Source organism: Streptomyces sp. NPDC054872, assembly GCF_053610705.1.
This window is the reverse complement of the sequence record NZ_JBSGYY010000012.1, coordinates 78,237-92,217: the sequence shown is the minus strand read 5'-3', so window position 1 is coordinate 92,217 and position 13,981 is coordinate 78,237. Positions and strand designations below refer to the sequence as shown.

General features: G+C 70.6%; 11 protein-coding genes. 5 read left to right on the top strand and 6 right to left on the bottom strand.

All coding sequences use genetic code 11. The annotated features are described in order from the left end of the window. Window position 1: 1 nt before the first annotated feature. Both ACWGIH_RS16810 and ACWGIH_RS16805 read right to left on the bottom strand, forming a co-directional pair. Window positions 2-274, bottom strand: coding sequence for a hypothetical protein (locus ACWGIH_RS16810; protein ID WP_237330736.1), 273 nt, complete (start codon window positions 272-274; stop codon window positions 2-4). Window positions 275-468: 194 nt separating this feature from the next. Beyond that, window positions 469-771 carry a WXG100 family type VII secretion target gene (locus ACWGIH_RS16805; RefSeq protein WP_365823753.1) on the bottom strand — a complete coding sequence of 101 codons (303 nt, stop codon included), beginning with the start codon at window positions 769-771 and terminating at the stop codon, window positions 469-471. Between the two features lie 309 nt (window positions 772-1,080). Here ACWGIH_RS16805 and ACWGIH_RS16800 point away from each other — a divergent pair, with 309 nt between their 5' ends. After that, window positions 1,081-5,778 carry an FtsK/SpoIIIE domain-containing protein gene (locus ACWGIH_RS16800; RefSeq protein ID WP_453445806.1) on the top strand — a complete coding sequence of 1,566 codons (4,698 nt, stop codon included), beginning with the start codon at window positions 1,081-1,083 and terminating at the stop codon, window positions 5,776-5,778. 98 nt (window positions 5,779-5,876) lie between these two features. Here the strand turns inward: ACWGIH_RS16800 and ACWGIH_RS16795 are convergent, their stop codons facing one another. Beyond that, window positions 5,877-7,691, bottom strand: a complete 1,815-nt coding sequence (locus ACWGIH_RS16795) for a serine/threonine-protein kinase (RefSeq protein ID WP_453445807.1) — start codon at window positions 7,689-7,691, stop codon at window positions 5,877-5,879. A 123-nt stretch (window positions 7,692-7,814) separates the two neighbouring features. Further along, on the bottom strand, window positions 7,815-8,699 hold the full coding sequence (locus ACWGIH_RS16790) for a menaquinone biosynthetic enzyme MqnA/MqnD family protein (protein WP_453445930.1): 885 nt from the start codon (window positions 8,697-8,699) through the stop codon (window positions 7,815-7,817). Between the two features lie 336 nt (window positions 8,700-9,035). On the opposite strand from ACWGIH_RS16790, the gene ACWGIH_RS16785 reads away from it, so the two are divergent. Beyond that, complete coding sequence (locus ACWGIH_RS16785) at window positions 9,036-9,239, top strand: cold-shock protein (protein ID WP_006138897.1); 204 nt, start codon at window positions 9,036-9,038, stop codon at window positions 9,237-9,239. Window positions 9,240-9,667: 428 nt separating this feature from the next. On the opposite strand, the gene ACWGIH_RS16780 is transcribed toward ACWGIH_RS16785, so the two are convergent. Then, the gene (locus tag ACWGIH_RS16780) at window positions 9,668-10,267 is read right to left on the bottom strand and encodes a helix-turn-helix domain-containing protein (RefSeq protein WP_453445808.1); all 600 of its coding nucleotides are present in this window, start codon (window positions 10,265-10,267) and stop codon (window positions 9,668-9,670) included. A 90-nt stretch (window positions 10,268-10,357) separates the two neighbouring features. Here ACWGIH_RS16780 and ACWGIH_RS16775 point away from each other — a divergent pair, with 90 nt between their 5' ends. Both ACWGIH_RS16775 and ACWGIH_RS16770 read left to right on the top strand, forming a co-directional pair. Continuing rightward, window positions 10,358-11,122 carry an AzlC family ABC transporter permease gene (locus ACWGIH_RS16775; protein WP_453510280.1) on the top strand — a complete coding sequence of 255 codons (765 nt, stop codon included), beginning with the start codon at window positions 10,358-10,360 and terminating at the stop codon, window positions 11,120-11,122. Continuing rightward, the gene (locus tag ACWGIH_RS16770; protein WP_453445810.1) at window positions 11,119-11,433 is read left to right on the top strand and encodes an AzlD domain-containing protein; all 315 of its coding nucleotides are present in this window, start codon (window positions 11,119-11,121) and stop codon (window positions 11,431-11,433) included. The genes ACWGIH_RS16775 and ACWGIH_RS16770 overlap by 4 nt, the downstream gene beginning before the upstream one ends. Here ACWGIH_RS16770 and ACWGIH_RS16765 read toward each other — a convergent pair. Further along, complete coding sequence (locus tag ACWGIH_RS16765; protein ID WP_453445811.1) at window positions 11,399-13,270, bottom strand: AMP-dependent synthetase/ligase; 1,872 nt, start codon at window positions 13,268-13,270, stop codon at window positions 11,399-11,401. The two genes, ACWGIH_RS16770 and ACWGIH_RS16765, sit on opposite strands and share 35 nt — an antisense overlap. 315 nt (window positions 13,271-13,585) lie before the next feature. On the opposite strand from ACWGIH_RS16765, the gene ACWGIH_RS16760 reads away from it, so the two are divergent. Next, entirely contained in the window at window positions 13,586-13,957 is a 372-nt protein-coding gene (locus tag ACWGIH_RS16760) for a hypothetical protein (RefSeq protein WP_453445812.1), read from the top strand. Window positions 13,958-13,981 lie beyond the last annotated feature (24 nt).

The following is a 13,981-nucleotide window of genomic DNA, read 5'->3' as shown; positions in this document are numbered from 1 at the left end:
GTCAGCCCTTCTTCTTCGACTTGGGGTCGTCCGCACCGCGGATCGCCTCGGCCAGCTGATGGTCGATGTCCTCGTACGCTTCGGCGGCGGCCTTGGCGATCTGTGCGAGCGCGTCGACCTCGTCCGTCAGCCTTTTGCGGCTCAACTTCCAGTTGTCGGCGAAATCACCGAATTTGTCGGCGAGATCGCCGTTCCCGAAGTCGTCCTCGTACTGACCGCCGAGATCCTCCAGGCCGTCGAAGGCCTTCTTCACATTGTTGAGCCCGGTGCCCATACCCTTGATCACATCAAGGTCCAGCTTGGCCCGGTCGCCACCGCCACCCACAGCGCCCCCATGCATCGCACTACCGACATACGACCGGTGCGATGGGCCGCCACGGAATGCGGCGGCCCATCGCACCGGGTTGCTCACCTGCCCGAGGGCCGGATCTCTCGTCCTGGGGCCGGATCACCCGCCCCAGGGCAGGATCACTTGCCCTTGACGCCCTTGGCGAGGTCGTCGTCCAGGTCCTCGTACGCCTTCGCGGCGCTGGTCAGGAACTTGCCCATGCCCGTGAGGCCCTCGATGGTGTCCTTGGCGCCCTTCTTGAACTCCTTGAAGGAGTCCTCGAAGGCCTGCGAACCCTTGCGAGTCGTGTAGCCGTTCTTCACCAGGTTCTCGACGAAACGCTCAAGAGCGTCGAGCTTCTCGTCGATCTTGTCCTTGGCGTCGTTCAGCTTGCCCGCCGCGGTCCGCATCTCCTCATAGGTGATATCGGCGTCTTTGGCCATGTGGCTTCACATCCAATCCAACTCGCCGCAGGGCCATCCCCCTTGGCTCCTCCGTGCGGGCCGCGCGAAGGCCGTCCGGCCGTTCATGCGATCTTCCGCTCTTGGGGCAGCAGCTTACGGGTGGGGCAGAAGTGAGCACACCCCGGTTGAGTCACAGGTCTGCTATGAGCTGGTGCACAGCCCGTTGCCTGCGGGAAGGGTGGAGCGGCTATCGTCACAGGCACTGTGGACAGCCTCACAGGCACTGTGGACCAGCCGCTGTGACCGCGTTCCGGAAGCGGTCAAAAGGGGCTCAAGGGGAGGACGATCGTGCGCCTGACTCTGACCGTCGTCGATCCGCTCGGCGGCGCGAACGCCGACGTCGTGCTCGACGCCGATCCTGAGTCCTCCGTGGGGGACATCGCCAAGGAGCTGGCCGCACAGGTGGGGTACGGCGGCGGCGACGCCCAGATCATCCCCATCGGCGGGCATCAACTCCAGCCCGGCACCGGCCAGGGCGGCGCGCCGATCGTCTTCGTGGACGGCTATCCCATCGACGCCGCCGCGACCATCGGGACGTCTCCGCTGCGCGAGGGCGCCGTCGTCAGCCTGCACGATCCGGCGGGCTGCCTGCCCGGCGAACCCACCGGCCTGGTCGAACTGCGCATCGCCGGCGGCCCTTCGGCCGGCGCGGTGCACCGGCTCGGGATCGGGCGCTACGACATCGGCAGCGGCCCCGCCTCGTACATCCGCGTCGATGACCCGGAACTGCCCTCGCGCGCGCTGACGTTGTCAGTTGCAACCGATGGCACCTGCCAAGTCGCCGTACATGGTGACAAAGACGGCGTGACCCTCGACGGCAAGAGGTACGACGAACTCGAAGAAGAGGCCGAGAAGAACGAAAAGGGCAACAAGCCGGGAAAGAAGAAGAAGCGCGACACCGCCGACAGCAGCGACGAGAATACTTCGGGCGGGAATACGTGGAAGAAAGGGGAATGGCCGCTCGGCGCACAGATCGCGGTCGGCAACACCCTTTTCGAACTCGACCGCTATACGCCGCCCAATGCCGCTCTGAAGTGGTCGGAGGACGGCGCGGGACTTGATTACAACCGGCCGCCCCGACTCCGTCCCCCCGAGCGTCAGACGAAATTCAGGCTGCCGAGTCCGGTACGTGATTTCGAGGCGCGCCCGCTGCCCTGGCTGATGGCGCTCACGCCGCTCGTCGGTGCCGTCGTATCCGTGATGATCTTCGGGCGCTGGTACTACCTGATCATGGCGCTGCTCAGCCCGCTGATCCTGTTCGGCAACTACTTCATGGACAAGAAGCACGGGCGCAAGTCCCATGCCAAGCAGGTCAAGGAGTACAACGAACACAAGGAGCGGATCGAGAAGGACGCCCAGGAAGCCCTCGTCGCCGAGCGGCTCGACAAGCGGCAGGCCATCCTCAGCCCGGCGGGCATCCTCTCCCTCAGCACCGGCCCCCGCACACGGCTGTGGGAGCGGCGGCGTACCGACGGGGACCATCTGCTGATCCGCGTCGGCACCGGGCGCATCGACTCCGAGGTCGTCCTCGACGACCCCGAGCAGGACGACCACAAGCGCGAGGTCACGTGGAAGATCGAGGACGCGCCCGTCGCGCTCTCGCTGCGCGACCTCGGCGTGATCGGCATGGCAGGACCCGGTGACTCCGCGCAGGCGCTCGGCCGTTGGGCGGTCGCGCAGGCCGCGGTCCTGCACAGCCCGCTGGACGTCCAGTTCTACGTCCTGACCGAGAACTCCGCACGCGAGACCTGGGACTGGACGCGCTGGCTGCCGCACTCGCGGCCCTCCGGGGCGCAGGACGCCAACGTACTGATCGGGACGGACGCCGAGACCGTCGGCTCCCGCATCGGCGAGCTGACCCAGATACTCGCCGCCCGCCAGAAGGCCGCCAAGGAGAACAACCGCGGCGGCGCGGCCTCCTTCGGAGACCCCGACATCGTCGTGGTGTGGGACGGGTCCCGGCGGCTGCGGTCCATGCCCGGTGTGGTGAAGCTGCTGCGCGAGGGCCCCGCCGTGTCGATGTACGCGCTCTGCCTCGACGACGAGGAGCGGTTCCTGCCCGGCGAGTGCCAGGCCGTCGTGGTCGCCGAGCCGCGGCCGGAGGAGATGAGCCTGCCGGCCCGCCCCAACGCGTCGGCCCCGGAGCCCGTCCCGGCAGCACCCGGCGGCTTCCCCTCCTTCCAGGCCTGGCACCAGAGCGCCGACGACAGCGAGCAGGGCTCCGACAAGCCCCTCGAACTGCGGCTGCGCGTCGAGCGGACCGACGCCGCCCGCATCCGTTCCGTACGCCCCGACTTCGTGTCCCCCGCCTGGTGCGGACGTCTCGCCCGGGCGCTCTCGCCGCTGCGCGACATCAGCGGCGAGACCGAGGACTCGGCGCTGCCCGGGTCGAGCCGGCTGCTCGACGTGCTCCAGCTCGAACCGCCGACGGCCGACCAGATCACCGCGCGCTGGCAGGTGAGCGGCCAGTCGACGATGGCCGTCATCGGTGAGTCGTACGACGGGCCCTTCGGCATCGACATGCGCCGTGACGGGCCGCACGGCCTGATCGCCGGTACGACCGGTTCCGGTAAGTCGGAGCTCCTTCAGACCATCGTGGCGGCGCTCGCGGTGGCCAACACCCCCGAGAACATGACCTTCGTCCTCGTGGACTACAAGGGTGGCTCCGCGTTCAAGGACTGCGTGAAGCTGCCGCACACGGTGGGCATGGTCACCGACCTCGACGCGCACCTCGTGGAGCGTGCCCTGGAGTCGCTCGGCGCCGAGCTGAAGCGGCGCGAGCACATCCTGGCCGCCGCCGACGCCAAGGACATCGAGGACTACCAGGACCTGGTGCGCCGCGACCCCTCGCACCCGCCCGTGCCCCGGCTCCTCATCGTCATCGACGAGTTCGCCTCCATGGTCCGTGACCTGCCCGACTTCGTGACGGGTCTGGTCAACATCGCCCAGCGTGGCCGTTCCCTCGGCATCCACCTGCTGCTCGCCACGCAGCGGCCCTCCGGTGTCGTGTCGCCCGAGATCCGCGCCAACACCAACCTCCGCATCGCCCTGCGCGTGACGGACGGCGCCGAGTCCGCCGACGTCATCGACGACCCGGCGGCAGGACACATCGCCAAGAGCACGCCCGGCCGCGCCTACGTCCGCCTCGGTCACGCCTCGCTCGTCCCCTTCCAGTCGGGCCGCGTCGGTGGCCGGAGGCCCGGCGCCACCGACCCCGCGCTGCTCGCGCCGTGGGCGGGCCCGCTCGGCTGGGAGGACCTCGGCCGTGCCGCGCTCGTGAAGCCCAAGGCGCAGGCGCGTGAGGAGGAGGAGATCACCGACCTCAAGGTCCTCGTGGACGCCGTGCGCGACGCCAACGCGACGATGGGCATCCCCGCCCAGCACAGCCCGTGGCTGCCGGCGCTCTCCGAGACGCTCCAGCTCGACGAGATCCCGCGGCCCCTCGCGAGCGACAAGCCGGGCGCGCTCGCACCCGCGCCGTTCGGCCTCGAGGACATCCCCTCCGACCAGGCACGCCGCCCGGTCGCGGTCAACTTCGACACGTTCGGGCATCTGCTCATCGGCGGCGCCCCGCGCAGTGGCCGCTCGCAGATCCTGCGTACGATCGCGGGCTCCATCGCCCGTACGCACTCGTCCGCCGACGTCCACCTCTACGGCATCGACTGCGGCAACGGCGCGCTCAACGCGCTGACCCGGCTCCCGCACTGCGGCGCCGTCGTCAGCCGTAACCAGACCGAGCGCGCGGTGCGGCTCATCACCCGCCTCAAGGGTGAGGTCACCCGCCGCCAGGACCTCCTCGCCGACAAGGGCTTCGCCGACATCGGCGAGCAGCGGGCCGCGGTGCCCGAGGAGGAGCGGCTCGCGCACATCGTCGTGCTCCTCGACCGCTGGGAGGGCTGGCTGCCGACCCTCGGCGAGTACGACCACGGTGAGCTGACCGACGAACTGCAGGCGATGATGCGCGAGGGCGCGAGCGTCGGCATCCACCTGGTCATCACCGGTGACCGCCAGGTCCTCATCGGCCGCATGGCCTCGCTCACCGAGGACAAGTACGGCCTGCGGCTCGCCGACCGCTCCGACTTCACGATGCTCGGCATGAACGCGCGCAAGGTGCCGGAGGAGATCCCGCCGGGCCGCGGCTTCAAGAACGAGCACGGCACGGAGACGCAGTTCGCCCTCCTCGCCGAGGACTCCACGGGCCAGGGCCAGGCCGCGGCGCTCTCCGAGATCGGCGAGGCGGCGGCCGCTCGGGACGCGGACGTGCCGCGCGCCCGCAAGCCGTTCCGCGTGGACAGCCTGCCGAGCCGCATCGGTTTCGCCGACGCGTGGGAGATGCGGGACCCGGACGCCTCGCGCTCCAAGCTGTGGGCGCTCGCGGGCATCGGCGGCGACGACATCATGGGGTTCGGCCCCGACCTCGCGCAGGGCGTGCCGACCTTCGTCGTCGCGGGCCCGGCCAAGTCGGGCCGCAGCACGACGCTGATGAACATCGCGCGGTCGTACATGACACAGGGCGTACGCCTGGTCATCGCGGCCCCGCGTCCTTCGCCGCTGCGGGAACTGGATGGCCAGGAGGGTGTTCTGAAGGTCTTCGTCGACGACGACATCGAGAGCGACGACTTCAAGGAGGTCGTGGAGTCCGCGTCCCCCGAGGACCCGATCATCTGGATCATCGACGACGGCGAGGTCCTGGAGGACTGCGACGCCGAACGCGAGTTCAAGCGCCTGGTCCAGCGCGGCTCCGAGCGGGGCCTCGGTCTCGTCATCGGCGGCGACGAGGAGGAGGTGTGCGGCGGCTTCTCCGGCTGGCAGGTGGAGGCGAAGAAGGGCCGCCGGGGCATCCTGCTCTCCCCGCAGGACTCCTCCAGCGGCGAACTGATCGGCATCCGGACCACCCGGAGCATGGTCGGCGGCCCCATCGCGCCGGGCAAGGGCCTCCTGCACACGGGCAGCGGGGAGCCGATCACCGTCACCACGCCGATGTGACGGAGGCCGGGCTCCGGGCCGACGGGCGGCGGCCCGCGTGGGCAGCCGCTCGTCAGGTCACGGGAGTGAGGCTCGTCAGGTCGCGCGGGTGAGGCTCGTCAGGGCACGCGGGTGAGGGTGGCCTCCGGGTTGCCGGACTCCTCGTTCTCGGAGAGGTAGCGGAGGGTGTCGCCCTTCGGGCGCAGGCGCACCGTGTGCGTGTTCTTCGTGCACTGGGCGGCGCCCTTCGCCTGGCCCTTCCCCTCGGCCACGATCTCCTTGTCCGACACCGACTTCAGGGTCAGGTCCACCGCGCAGACACCGCCCAACTGGTCGGTCTGCGTCATGACGGCGAAGCGCTCGCCGACCTTGCCGCGCTCGACCTTCAGGCTGAACGTGCCCATCGGGACGGCGCCGTTCGCCGCGGTCGCCGGGCCTTCCCAGGTGCCGCGGTAGGAGGCGGGGACCTCGTCGGGGCCCTGGTCCGCGCCGTCGCCGGGCTGCTCGCTCGCGGTCGCGGCCGGGGGCCGCTGTCCCGCGTCGCTCGGCCTGTCGTTGTCGTTGCCCGGAAGCAGGCCGAAGACGAAGACCGACCCGACGGTCACCGCGGCGAGCGCGCCCGCCACGCCGAGGACCAGCGTGCAACTGACCTTGCGGCCGCGCCCGTCGGCGCCGCTCGGCGTGGACGTCGCGGCGACCGAGACGGTCATCCTGCCGGGCGTCCCCGAGGGCGCTGACGTCTGTGTGGGGACGTATGCGGGAGGGGCGGGAGTAGGTGTGGAGGGAGCAGGGGTGGGTGTGGCGGGAGCAGGGGTGGAGGGGGCGGGGAACTGGGCGTATGACGGGTCCGGGGGGCCGAACGTGTTGTTGCTCCCCTGCGCCTCATGCGCCTCATGTGCCTCGTGCGCCTTGTGCGCCTTGTGCGCCTTGTGCGCCTCGTGCGCCTCGTGCGCCTCGTGCGCCTCGTGCGCGGGAGCGTGTGCGCTCGGCGGGCCGAACGGCACCGGGCCCGACTGCTGTTCCGCGACCCCGGCCCCCTCCGTCTCCAGGTCGAGGAGCCGCACCGCGCTCCTGCTGACCCGCTCGACCAGCGGGCCCGGCAGCCAGCCGGCCGCCACCAGACCGGCCACACCCGAGGGCGCGAGTCGCCGTGCGATCTCCTCGGGCGCGGGGCGTGCTGCCGGATCCTTGACCAGGCACAGCCGGGCGATGTCCCGCAGCTCCCCTTCCAGGGGCCCGAGTTCCGGTTCCTCGTGTACGACCTTGTAGAGCAGCGAGGCGGACGAGTCACCCGGGAACGGTGACGCCCCCGTCGCCGCGAACACCAGGACCGCCCCCAGCGAGAAGACGTCCGCCGCCCCGGCCACCCCCTTGCCGAGGATCTGCTCCGGCGCCATGTAGCCGGGCGAACCGACGGAGACTCCCGTCGACGTGAGCGAGGCCGTGCCGTCCGTCGCCCGTGCGATGCCGAAGTCGATGAGCCGGGGCCCGTCCATCGTGAGCATGACGTTCGACGGCTTCACGTCACGGTGGACAAGGCCCAGACCGTGCACGTGGGCGAGCGCCTCGGCCAGGCCCGCCACCAGTACGCGTACGGAATGGGCGGGAAGCGGGGACCGGTCGCGTACGGCCTCCGTGAGCGAGGGACCCGCCGCGTACCCCGTGGCGACCCACGGGACCGGCCCCTCCGGATCGGCGTCCAGGACCGGCGCGGTCCAGTCGCCGCCCACCCGCCGCGCCGCCTCCACCTCGCGCCGGAAGCGGGCGCGGAACTCCTCGTCGAGCGCGAAGTGCGGATGGACGACCTTCACCGCGACCGTACGGCCGCCCGCGCTGCGACCCAGGTAGACCCGGCCCATGCCGCCCGAGCCGAGGCGGCCGAGCAGTCGGTAGGGCCCGATGGCGGTCGGTTCGCCGGGATCGAGCGGGTGCATGACGAAGGCCTCCCCCGGACGCGCCGCACGGCCGCGGCCACCGAGCCGCGCGCACTGTCTGCAGCTCAGGGTAGTGCGCGGGCACGACGCGTGGTCCCGACGTACCTCACCGCGTATCGCCTACTACGGCCGCGCCCCCAGCAGCTCCACCCGCACGTCCGCGGGGAACCCGGTCGTGTCGCCCACGCGGCGCGCGAACTCCGCGACGCCCTCCAACTGCGCGCTGCCGAACCGGAAGTCGAGCGTCGTGAAGTACTTCTCCAGGACCCCCGCGTCGAAGGCCTCCCAGCGCGCGGCCTGCTCGGAGACCTTGCCGACCTCGTCCAGCGAGAGGTCGCGGGAGGCGAGGAACGCCTTGTGCACCGCGCTCACCACGGCCGGCTCGCGCGCCGCGTAGTCCTTGCGCGCCGCCCAGACCGCGAAGACGAACGGCAGCCCCGTCCAGTCCTTCCACATCTGGCCCAGGTCGTATACGTCGAGACCGAGCCGCGGCCCGTCGATCAGGTTGGCCCGCAGCGCGGCGTCCCCGATGAGTACGGCGGCGTCCGCCTCCTGCATCATCACGCCGAGGTCCGGCGGGCACGTGTAGTAGTCGGGGCGCACGCCGTGGCGCTCGGCGAGCAGCAGCTGTGCCAGGCGCACGGAGGTGCGCGAGGTCGAGCCGAGCGCGACCCTCGCGCCGTCCAGCTGGTCGAGCGGTACCTGCGAGACGATCACGCAGGACATCACCGGGCCGTCGCAGCCGACCGCGAGATCGGGGAAAGCGACGAGGTCGTCGGCGTTCTTGAGGAACTCGACGAGAGTCACGGGCGCGATATCGAGATCGCCCCGCACCAACTGCTCGCTGAGCTTCTCGGGGGTGTCCTTCGTGAGCTCGAAGTCGAGCAGCGTGCCGGTCCGCGCGAGCCCCCAGTACAGAGGCATGCAGTTCAGGAACTGAATGTGACCGACACGCGGCCGGGGGGTGCGGCGGTGACCGGGGAGCTGATCTGAGCCCTCCCCGGCGATGGCGTCAACGGGAGAATTGTCCACATCGGGGAGGCTAGCCCCCTTGCGGTACGGTGCAGAAAGCGGGGCCCCGATCCCGCTCTTGTCAAGAGCTTTCGACCTGGCCCGTCAACCCCTCTGGGGGGTCCGTCAAACATCCGGGTGACGTGATCTTGCCCCCTATTGCATTCGGCTGCCTGCGTGCTAAGCTCGCCGCAAGTTGCAGTTTGGTTTCCCTTGCAGTACAGAGCCTGCGGAGCATGTAACCCGCAGGCTCTCGTCGTTTTCAGACTTATGCAGTTGTTTCAACAATCGCAGGTTCTGGAGCAGGGCAACCCTTTGGCCCAAGGAGGGCTTATGGCTACCGGAACCGTGAAGTGGTTCAACGCCGAAAAGGGCTTTGGATTCATCGCCCAGGAAGGCGGAGGCCCCGACGTCTTCGTCCACTACTCCGCGATCAACGCAAACGGCTTCCGCTCCCTTGAGGAGAACCAGGCCGTGAGCTTCGACGTCACGCAGGGCCCGAAGGGTCCGCAGGCGGAGAACGTCACCCCCATGTAGTGGGGCGCCCCATGCGAGTGGGGCGTGTGACAGTTCCGGTGACTTGATCCGGACATGGATAGCAGTACCTAAGGGGCCCTGCCTTTCCGCGTGAGCGGGGGGCGGGGCCCCTGCCTTTTCTGGCCCCTGGGCCTTGGGGGTCTTTGGGGCTTGGGGGGCCTTGGGGGTTGGGGGCTCTGGGAGTTGGGGGGCTTGGGGGATTCTTCTCTGCGGGTGGGTGGGGGCTGGTCGCGCAGTTCCCCGCGCCCCCTACGGGCGCAGACCCGTCCTTCAACTGCCGCTCCGTCGTGGCCGGTCGCGCCGTTCCCCGCGCCCCTTCAGGGCGCAGACCCGCCCGTCCTTCAACTGTCGCGGCGTCGTGGCTGAGCGCGCCGTTCCCCGCGCCCCTTCAGGGGGTCTCACGTCTCGTCACTGCCGTGCCTGGCGGCTTAGATGTGTTGCATGATCAGCACGAACGCCGTTCCCGGTTCCAGTGCCTCGTATACGTGGGGGACGTCTCCCCGGTACGACATGTAGTCGCCGGCGGACAATTCCACCGTTTCGCCGCTCGGGCCTGCCAGGAGGCGGCCCGTGCTGACCACCAAGTGCTCCACCGAGCCGGGGATGTGCGGGTCGGACTCCCGCGCGGAACCCGGCTCCATCGCCCCGTGGTAGATGTCGCGCCGCACACCTGCGGGCCCCGCCGACAGCAGCGTCCCCGCGTACGAGGCGCGTTCGGCGTGCATCGTGGGCCCCTGCCCGGCCCGGATCACCGTCACCTCCGGCGCGGGCGACTCCACCAGCACGCTGAAGGGCACGCCCAGCGCCACCGCCAAGGCCCACAGCGTCTCGATGCCGGGGTTGCCCGTGGCCGCCTCCAGCTGGGACAGCGTCGACTTCGCGACGCCCGCCCGCTTGGCCAGCTCGGAGAGGGAGAGCCCCGCCCTGGCCCGCTCCCGGCGCAACGCGGCCGCGACCCACTCGCGGGGCAGCCGGGACCGGACGGTGCGGTCGGCGCCGTCGGCGCCGCCTCGCTCGGCGTCAGTCATGCCCTTAGCGCTCCCTCACCTCGACGTTCGCTGTAGCGGACCAAACGTTCGCCTTGACGAACAGCACCCGCTCCACCCATCCTACGACGTATGCGTTCGCCACACCGAACAGACGGCCCACCCCACCGAACGAACGACGGTTTCGTACGCCTCTCCCACCTCCCCCGCGGCGTCCTGCGCGACATCGCCCTCGTCTGGCTGGCCGACGCCGTCGTCGGCGTCTCCTTCGGCGCGATCGCCGTCGCGGGCGGCCTCCCGGTCTGGGTGCCCGTCCTGATGTCACTGCTCGTGTACGCGGGCTCCGCCCAGTTCAGCGCCGTCGGAATCCTCGCGGCGGGCGGCGGCCCGGTGGCCGCCGCCGCGACCGGCCTGCTGCTCAACTCCCGCACGGCGGCCTTCAGTCTGGCCGTCGCCGACAGCCTGGGCCGGTCCTGGGCCGCGCGCCTCCTCGGCGCGCACCTGATCACCGACGAGACCGCGGCCTTCGTCCTGGCCCAGCCCGACCAGAAGCGACGCAAGGCGGCGTTCTGGATATCCGGGCTCGGCCTGTTCGCCGTATGGAACGTCAGCGTCCTCGGGGGCGCGCTCGCCGGGTCCGCGCTGGGTGACACCAACCGCTTTGGACTCGACGCCGCGTTCCCCGCGGTGCTGCTCGCCCTGGTGCTGCCCGCGCTGCGCGGCGACAGCATGACGCGGCGGGCCGCGGCCACCGGTGCGGTGATCGCCGTGGCCGCCGCTCCCTGGCTGCCCGCCGGGGTGCCGGTGCTCCTCGCCCTGCTTGGACTCCTCGCGGCGCGGCGCGGACCGGGGCGTCCCGCACGTCCTTCCCGCCTCTCCGAGAGGAGCGCCTCATGAACGCCTACCTCGCCTGCGTCCTCGTCCTCGCCGCCGGAACGTACGCCTTCCGCCTCGCGGGCCCCCTGCTGCACGGGCGGGTCGAACTGCCCGCCCGGGTGCAGGAGTTGCTGGCCGTCGGCGCGACGGTTCTGCTCGTCGCGCTGCTCGCCACCGGAGCACTCACCGAAGGACACGGTTTCGCCGGGTGGGCGCGGCCCATCGGCGTCCTCGCGGGCGGGGTGCTCGCCTGGCGGAAGGCTCCCTTCGCTGTGGTCGTGATCGGCGCGGCGGCGACTACGGCGCTGCTGCGGCTGGCGGGGGTTTCGTAGCCATCGGCTCCGGCTCCGGATGGGTATCGGCCGGCCGCTCCCGCCTCCCCTCGCCCTTTCCGCCCTTCCCGTAGAGATCCTCGACCACCCCCGCGTACCGCTCCGTCACCGCGTGCCTGCGTACCTTCAGGCTTGGGGTGAGCAGGCCCGCCTCCACCGTGAAGTCCTCGTCAAGCAGGGCGAAATCGCGGATGCGGGCCGGGCGGGAGACCGTCGCGTTCGCCGCGTCCACCACCTCCTGGACGAGGGCGCGGACGCGGGGGTCCCGGGAGGGCGGCCCGGTCAGCTCCACACCCTCCCGGCTCACCCAGCCGCCGATCTCCTCCCCGTCCAGGGTGATCAGGGCCACCGGGTAGGGGCGCTTGTCGCCGACCATCACCGCGCGTGACACGAAACGCGATTGCTGCAGGGCCAGTTCACTGAGGGACGGGGTGAGGTTCTTGCCGCCCGACGTGATGATCAGGTCCTTCTTGCGGCCGGTGATGCTGAGATAGCCGTCGGCGTCCAGGGCACCCAGGTCGCCGGTGTGCAGCCAGCCTTCGTCGTCGACGGTGTCGCGCGTGGCCGCGGGGTTCCCGTGGTAGCCGGGGAAGACCATCTCGCCCCGGGCCAGCACCTCTCCGTCGTCGGCGATACGGACCTCGCAGCCCTCGACGGGACGGCCGACCGTGCCGTACCGGACCGCGCCGGGGTGGTTCAGGCTGATCACGCCGGCCGACTCCGTCATCCCGTACCCCTCGTAGACCGCGATTCCGCAGGCCCGCAGGAAGTCGATGACGTGCGGTGCGATGGGCGCGCCGCCGGTCAGCGCCCACCTCACGCGGCCCCCGAGCGCCTGCCGGACCAGTCCGTAGAGGGCCTTGTCCGCTTCCTCATACGCGTCCCGGAGGTCGGGCGGCAGGGCGCCGTCCGCCGCGAGGACCCCGATCCGTATCGCCTCCTCGAACCGCTCGCGGCCCCCGTCCTGGGACTCCGCGAGGGACAGCACCACCGAGTACACCTTCTCGAACAGGCGCGGTACGGACGGCAGATGCGTGGGCTTCGCCTCCGCCAGTTCGGCGACGACGTTCTCGATCTTCCCGCCGAAGAAGCAGAGCTCGCCGCCCTCGATGAGGGTCGTGAACTCGATGAGCTGGGCCAGGAGATGGGCGAGGGGGAGGTAGAGATACGTCGAGTCGCCGGGGCCCGCCTCGATCAGGGGGAGGGTGGCGGACAGTACGGCGCCGAGGTTGCCGTGGGTGAGCAGGCAGCCCTTGGGCAGGCCGGTGGTGCCGGAGGTGTAGATGATGGTGGCGAGGTCGCCGGGGACTCGGCCCCGCGCGCGTTCCAGCAGGGCGTCGGACGCATCGGACGCGCCGGGTGCGTCGGGTGCGTCGGGTTCGCGGTTCCTGTCGGTCCCCTTCTCCCCCTCCCTCATCAGCAGCACATGCCGAACGCCCGGCAGCCCTGGCCGCAGGCGCTCGATCTTCGTGGCCTGCGCGGCGTTCTCACAGATCACGACCGAGGCGTCGGAGTCCTTGACGACCCACTCGACCTCGTCGTCACCCGCCGTCGGGTAGACGGGGACGACCACCGCGCCCGCCGCGAAGACGGCGAAGTGGGCGTACGTCCACTCGGGGCGGGTCTCGGCGAGGATCGCCACGCGGTCGTCCGGTCGCACCCCGGCGGCCAGTAGCCGCGCACCGAACTCACGCACTCGGGCGCGCAGTTCGTCGTACGAGACCTCCTGCCACGCCCCGCCTTCGGACTTGAACCGGAGGGCCGGCAGCTTGCCGTGTCGGTCGGCCGCCCACTCGGTGAGGACGGCCAGGGTCTCGGGGCGCTCCGTCGGCTGCATGCGTACGACGCTAGGGACAGTGCGGGCCGTCGGGGGATGACGGGAAGCGTCAGCGGAGTTGGCCGCGGAGCTCAGCCCGAACGCCCGAAGACCCTCCCAAATCCATCTGAAGATCCTCTCCAAGGCCCTCTGGAGACCCTCTGAAGATCCTCAAAAGTATTGTTGTCCCGGGGGCCACCGCACCAGTATCCCTCCCAAGCCCGACGCCAGACCGCCCCTGACCAGGGCGGTGTCGACCGGCGTCGGCCATCGCGTCGCGATGAACCAAAAAGAGGGGGAACACACATGTCCACATCGAGAAGCGTCGTCTGACCCATGGAGACCACTTTCAAGGCTTCCTTCATGGTGGCCGTCGCCGTGCAGATCGTCCTGATCGCCGTCCTGGTCTTCCAGGTCTGGCGCAAAGAGCGGCACGGCAGCACGGCACCGCTGGTGTTCACCGGCGACGACGCGCTGGCCGGTGCCTCTCTGTTCGGGGGCGCGATGACGCTCACCGCGCTGCTGTCCGACGGCTGGAGCGGAGTGTCGGCCACCGACACCCTGCTGTACGCCGTGACGTTCGGCATCGTCACCGCGGGCTTCGCGACCTACCTGCGGCGAGCGGACAAGCGGCGGCCCGAGTACGGGCGCATCGCCTTCCTGCTGCCCGTCGGCTTCGGGGTGCTCGCGGGCCTGGCCGGCGTCTGACCGTCGGGAGGGGGCGGGGCCCTG

Bases quoted from the DNA above. Each gene is read 5' to 3' on its own strand.
- ACWGIH_RS16810 (WP_237330736.1), bottom strand. From the start codon at position 274: ATGGGCACCGGGCTCAACAATGTGAAGAAGGCCTTCGACGGCCTGGAG.
- ACWGIH_RS16805 (WP_365823753.1), bottom strand. From the start codon at position 771: ATGGCCAAAGACGCCGATATCACCTATGAGGAGATGCGGACCGCGGCG.
- ACWGIH_RS16795 (WP_453445807.1), bottom strand. From the start codon at position 7,691: ATGCACCCGCTCGATCCCGGCGAACCGACCGCCATCGGGCCCTACCGA.
- ACWGIH_RS16785 (WP_006138897.1), top strand. From the start codon at position 9,036: ATGGCTACCGGAACCGTGAAGTGGTTCAACGCCGAAAAGGGCTTTGGA.
- ACWGIH_RS16780 (WP_453445808.1), bottom strand. From the start codon at position 10,267: ATGACTGACGCCGAGCGAGGCGGCGCCGACGGCGCCGACCGCACCGTC.
- ACWGIH_RS16775 (WP_453510280.1), top strand. From the start codon at position 10,358: ATGCGTTCGCCACACCGAACAGACGGCCCACCCCACCGAACGAACGAC.
- ACWGIH_RS16770 (WP_453445810.1), top strand. From the start codon at position 11,119: ATGAACGCCTACCTCGCCTGCGTCCTCGTCCTCGCCGCCGGAACGTAC.
- ACWGIH_RS16765 (WP_453445811.1), bottom strand. From the start codon at position 13,270: ATGCAGCCGACGGAGCGCCCCGAGACCCTGGCCGTCCTCACCGAGTGG.
- ACWGIH_RS16760 (WP_453445812.1), top strand. From the start codon at position 13,586: ATGGAGACCACTTTCAAGGCTTCCTTCATGGTGGCCGTCGCCGTGCAG.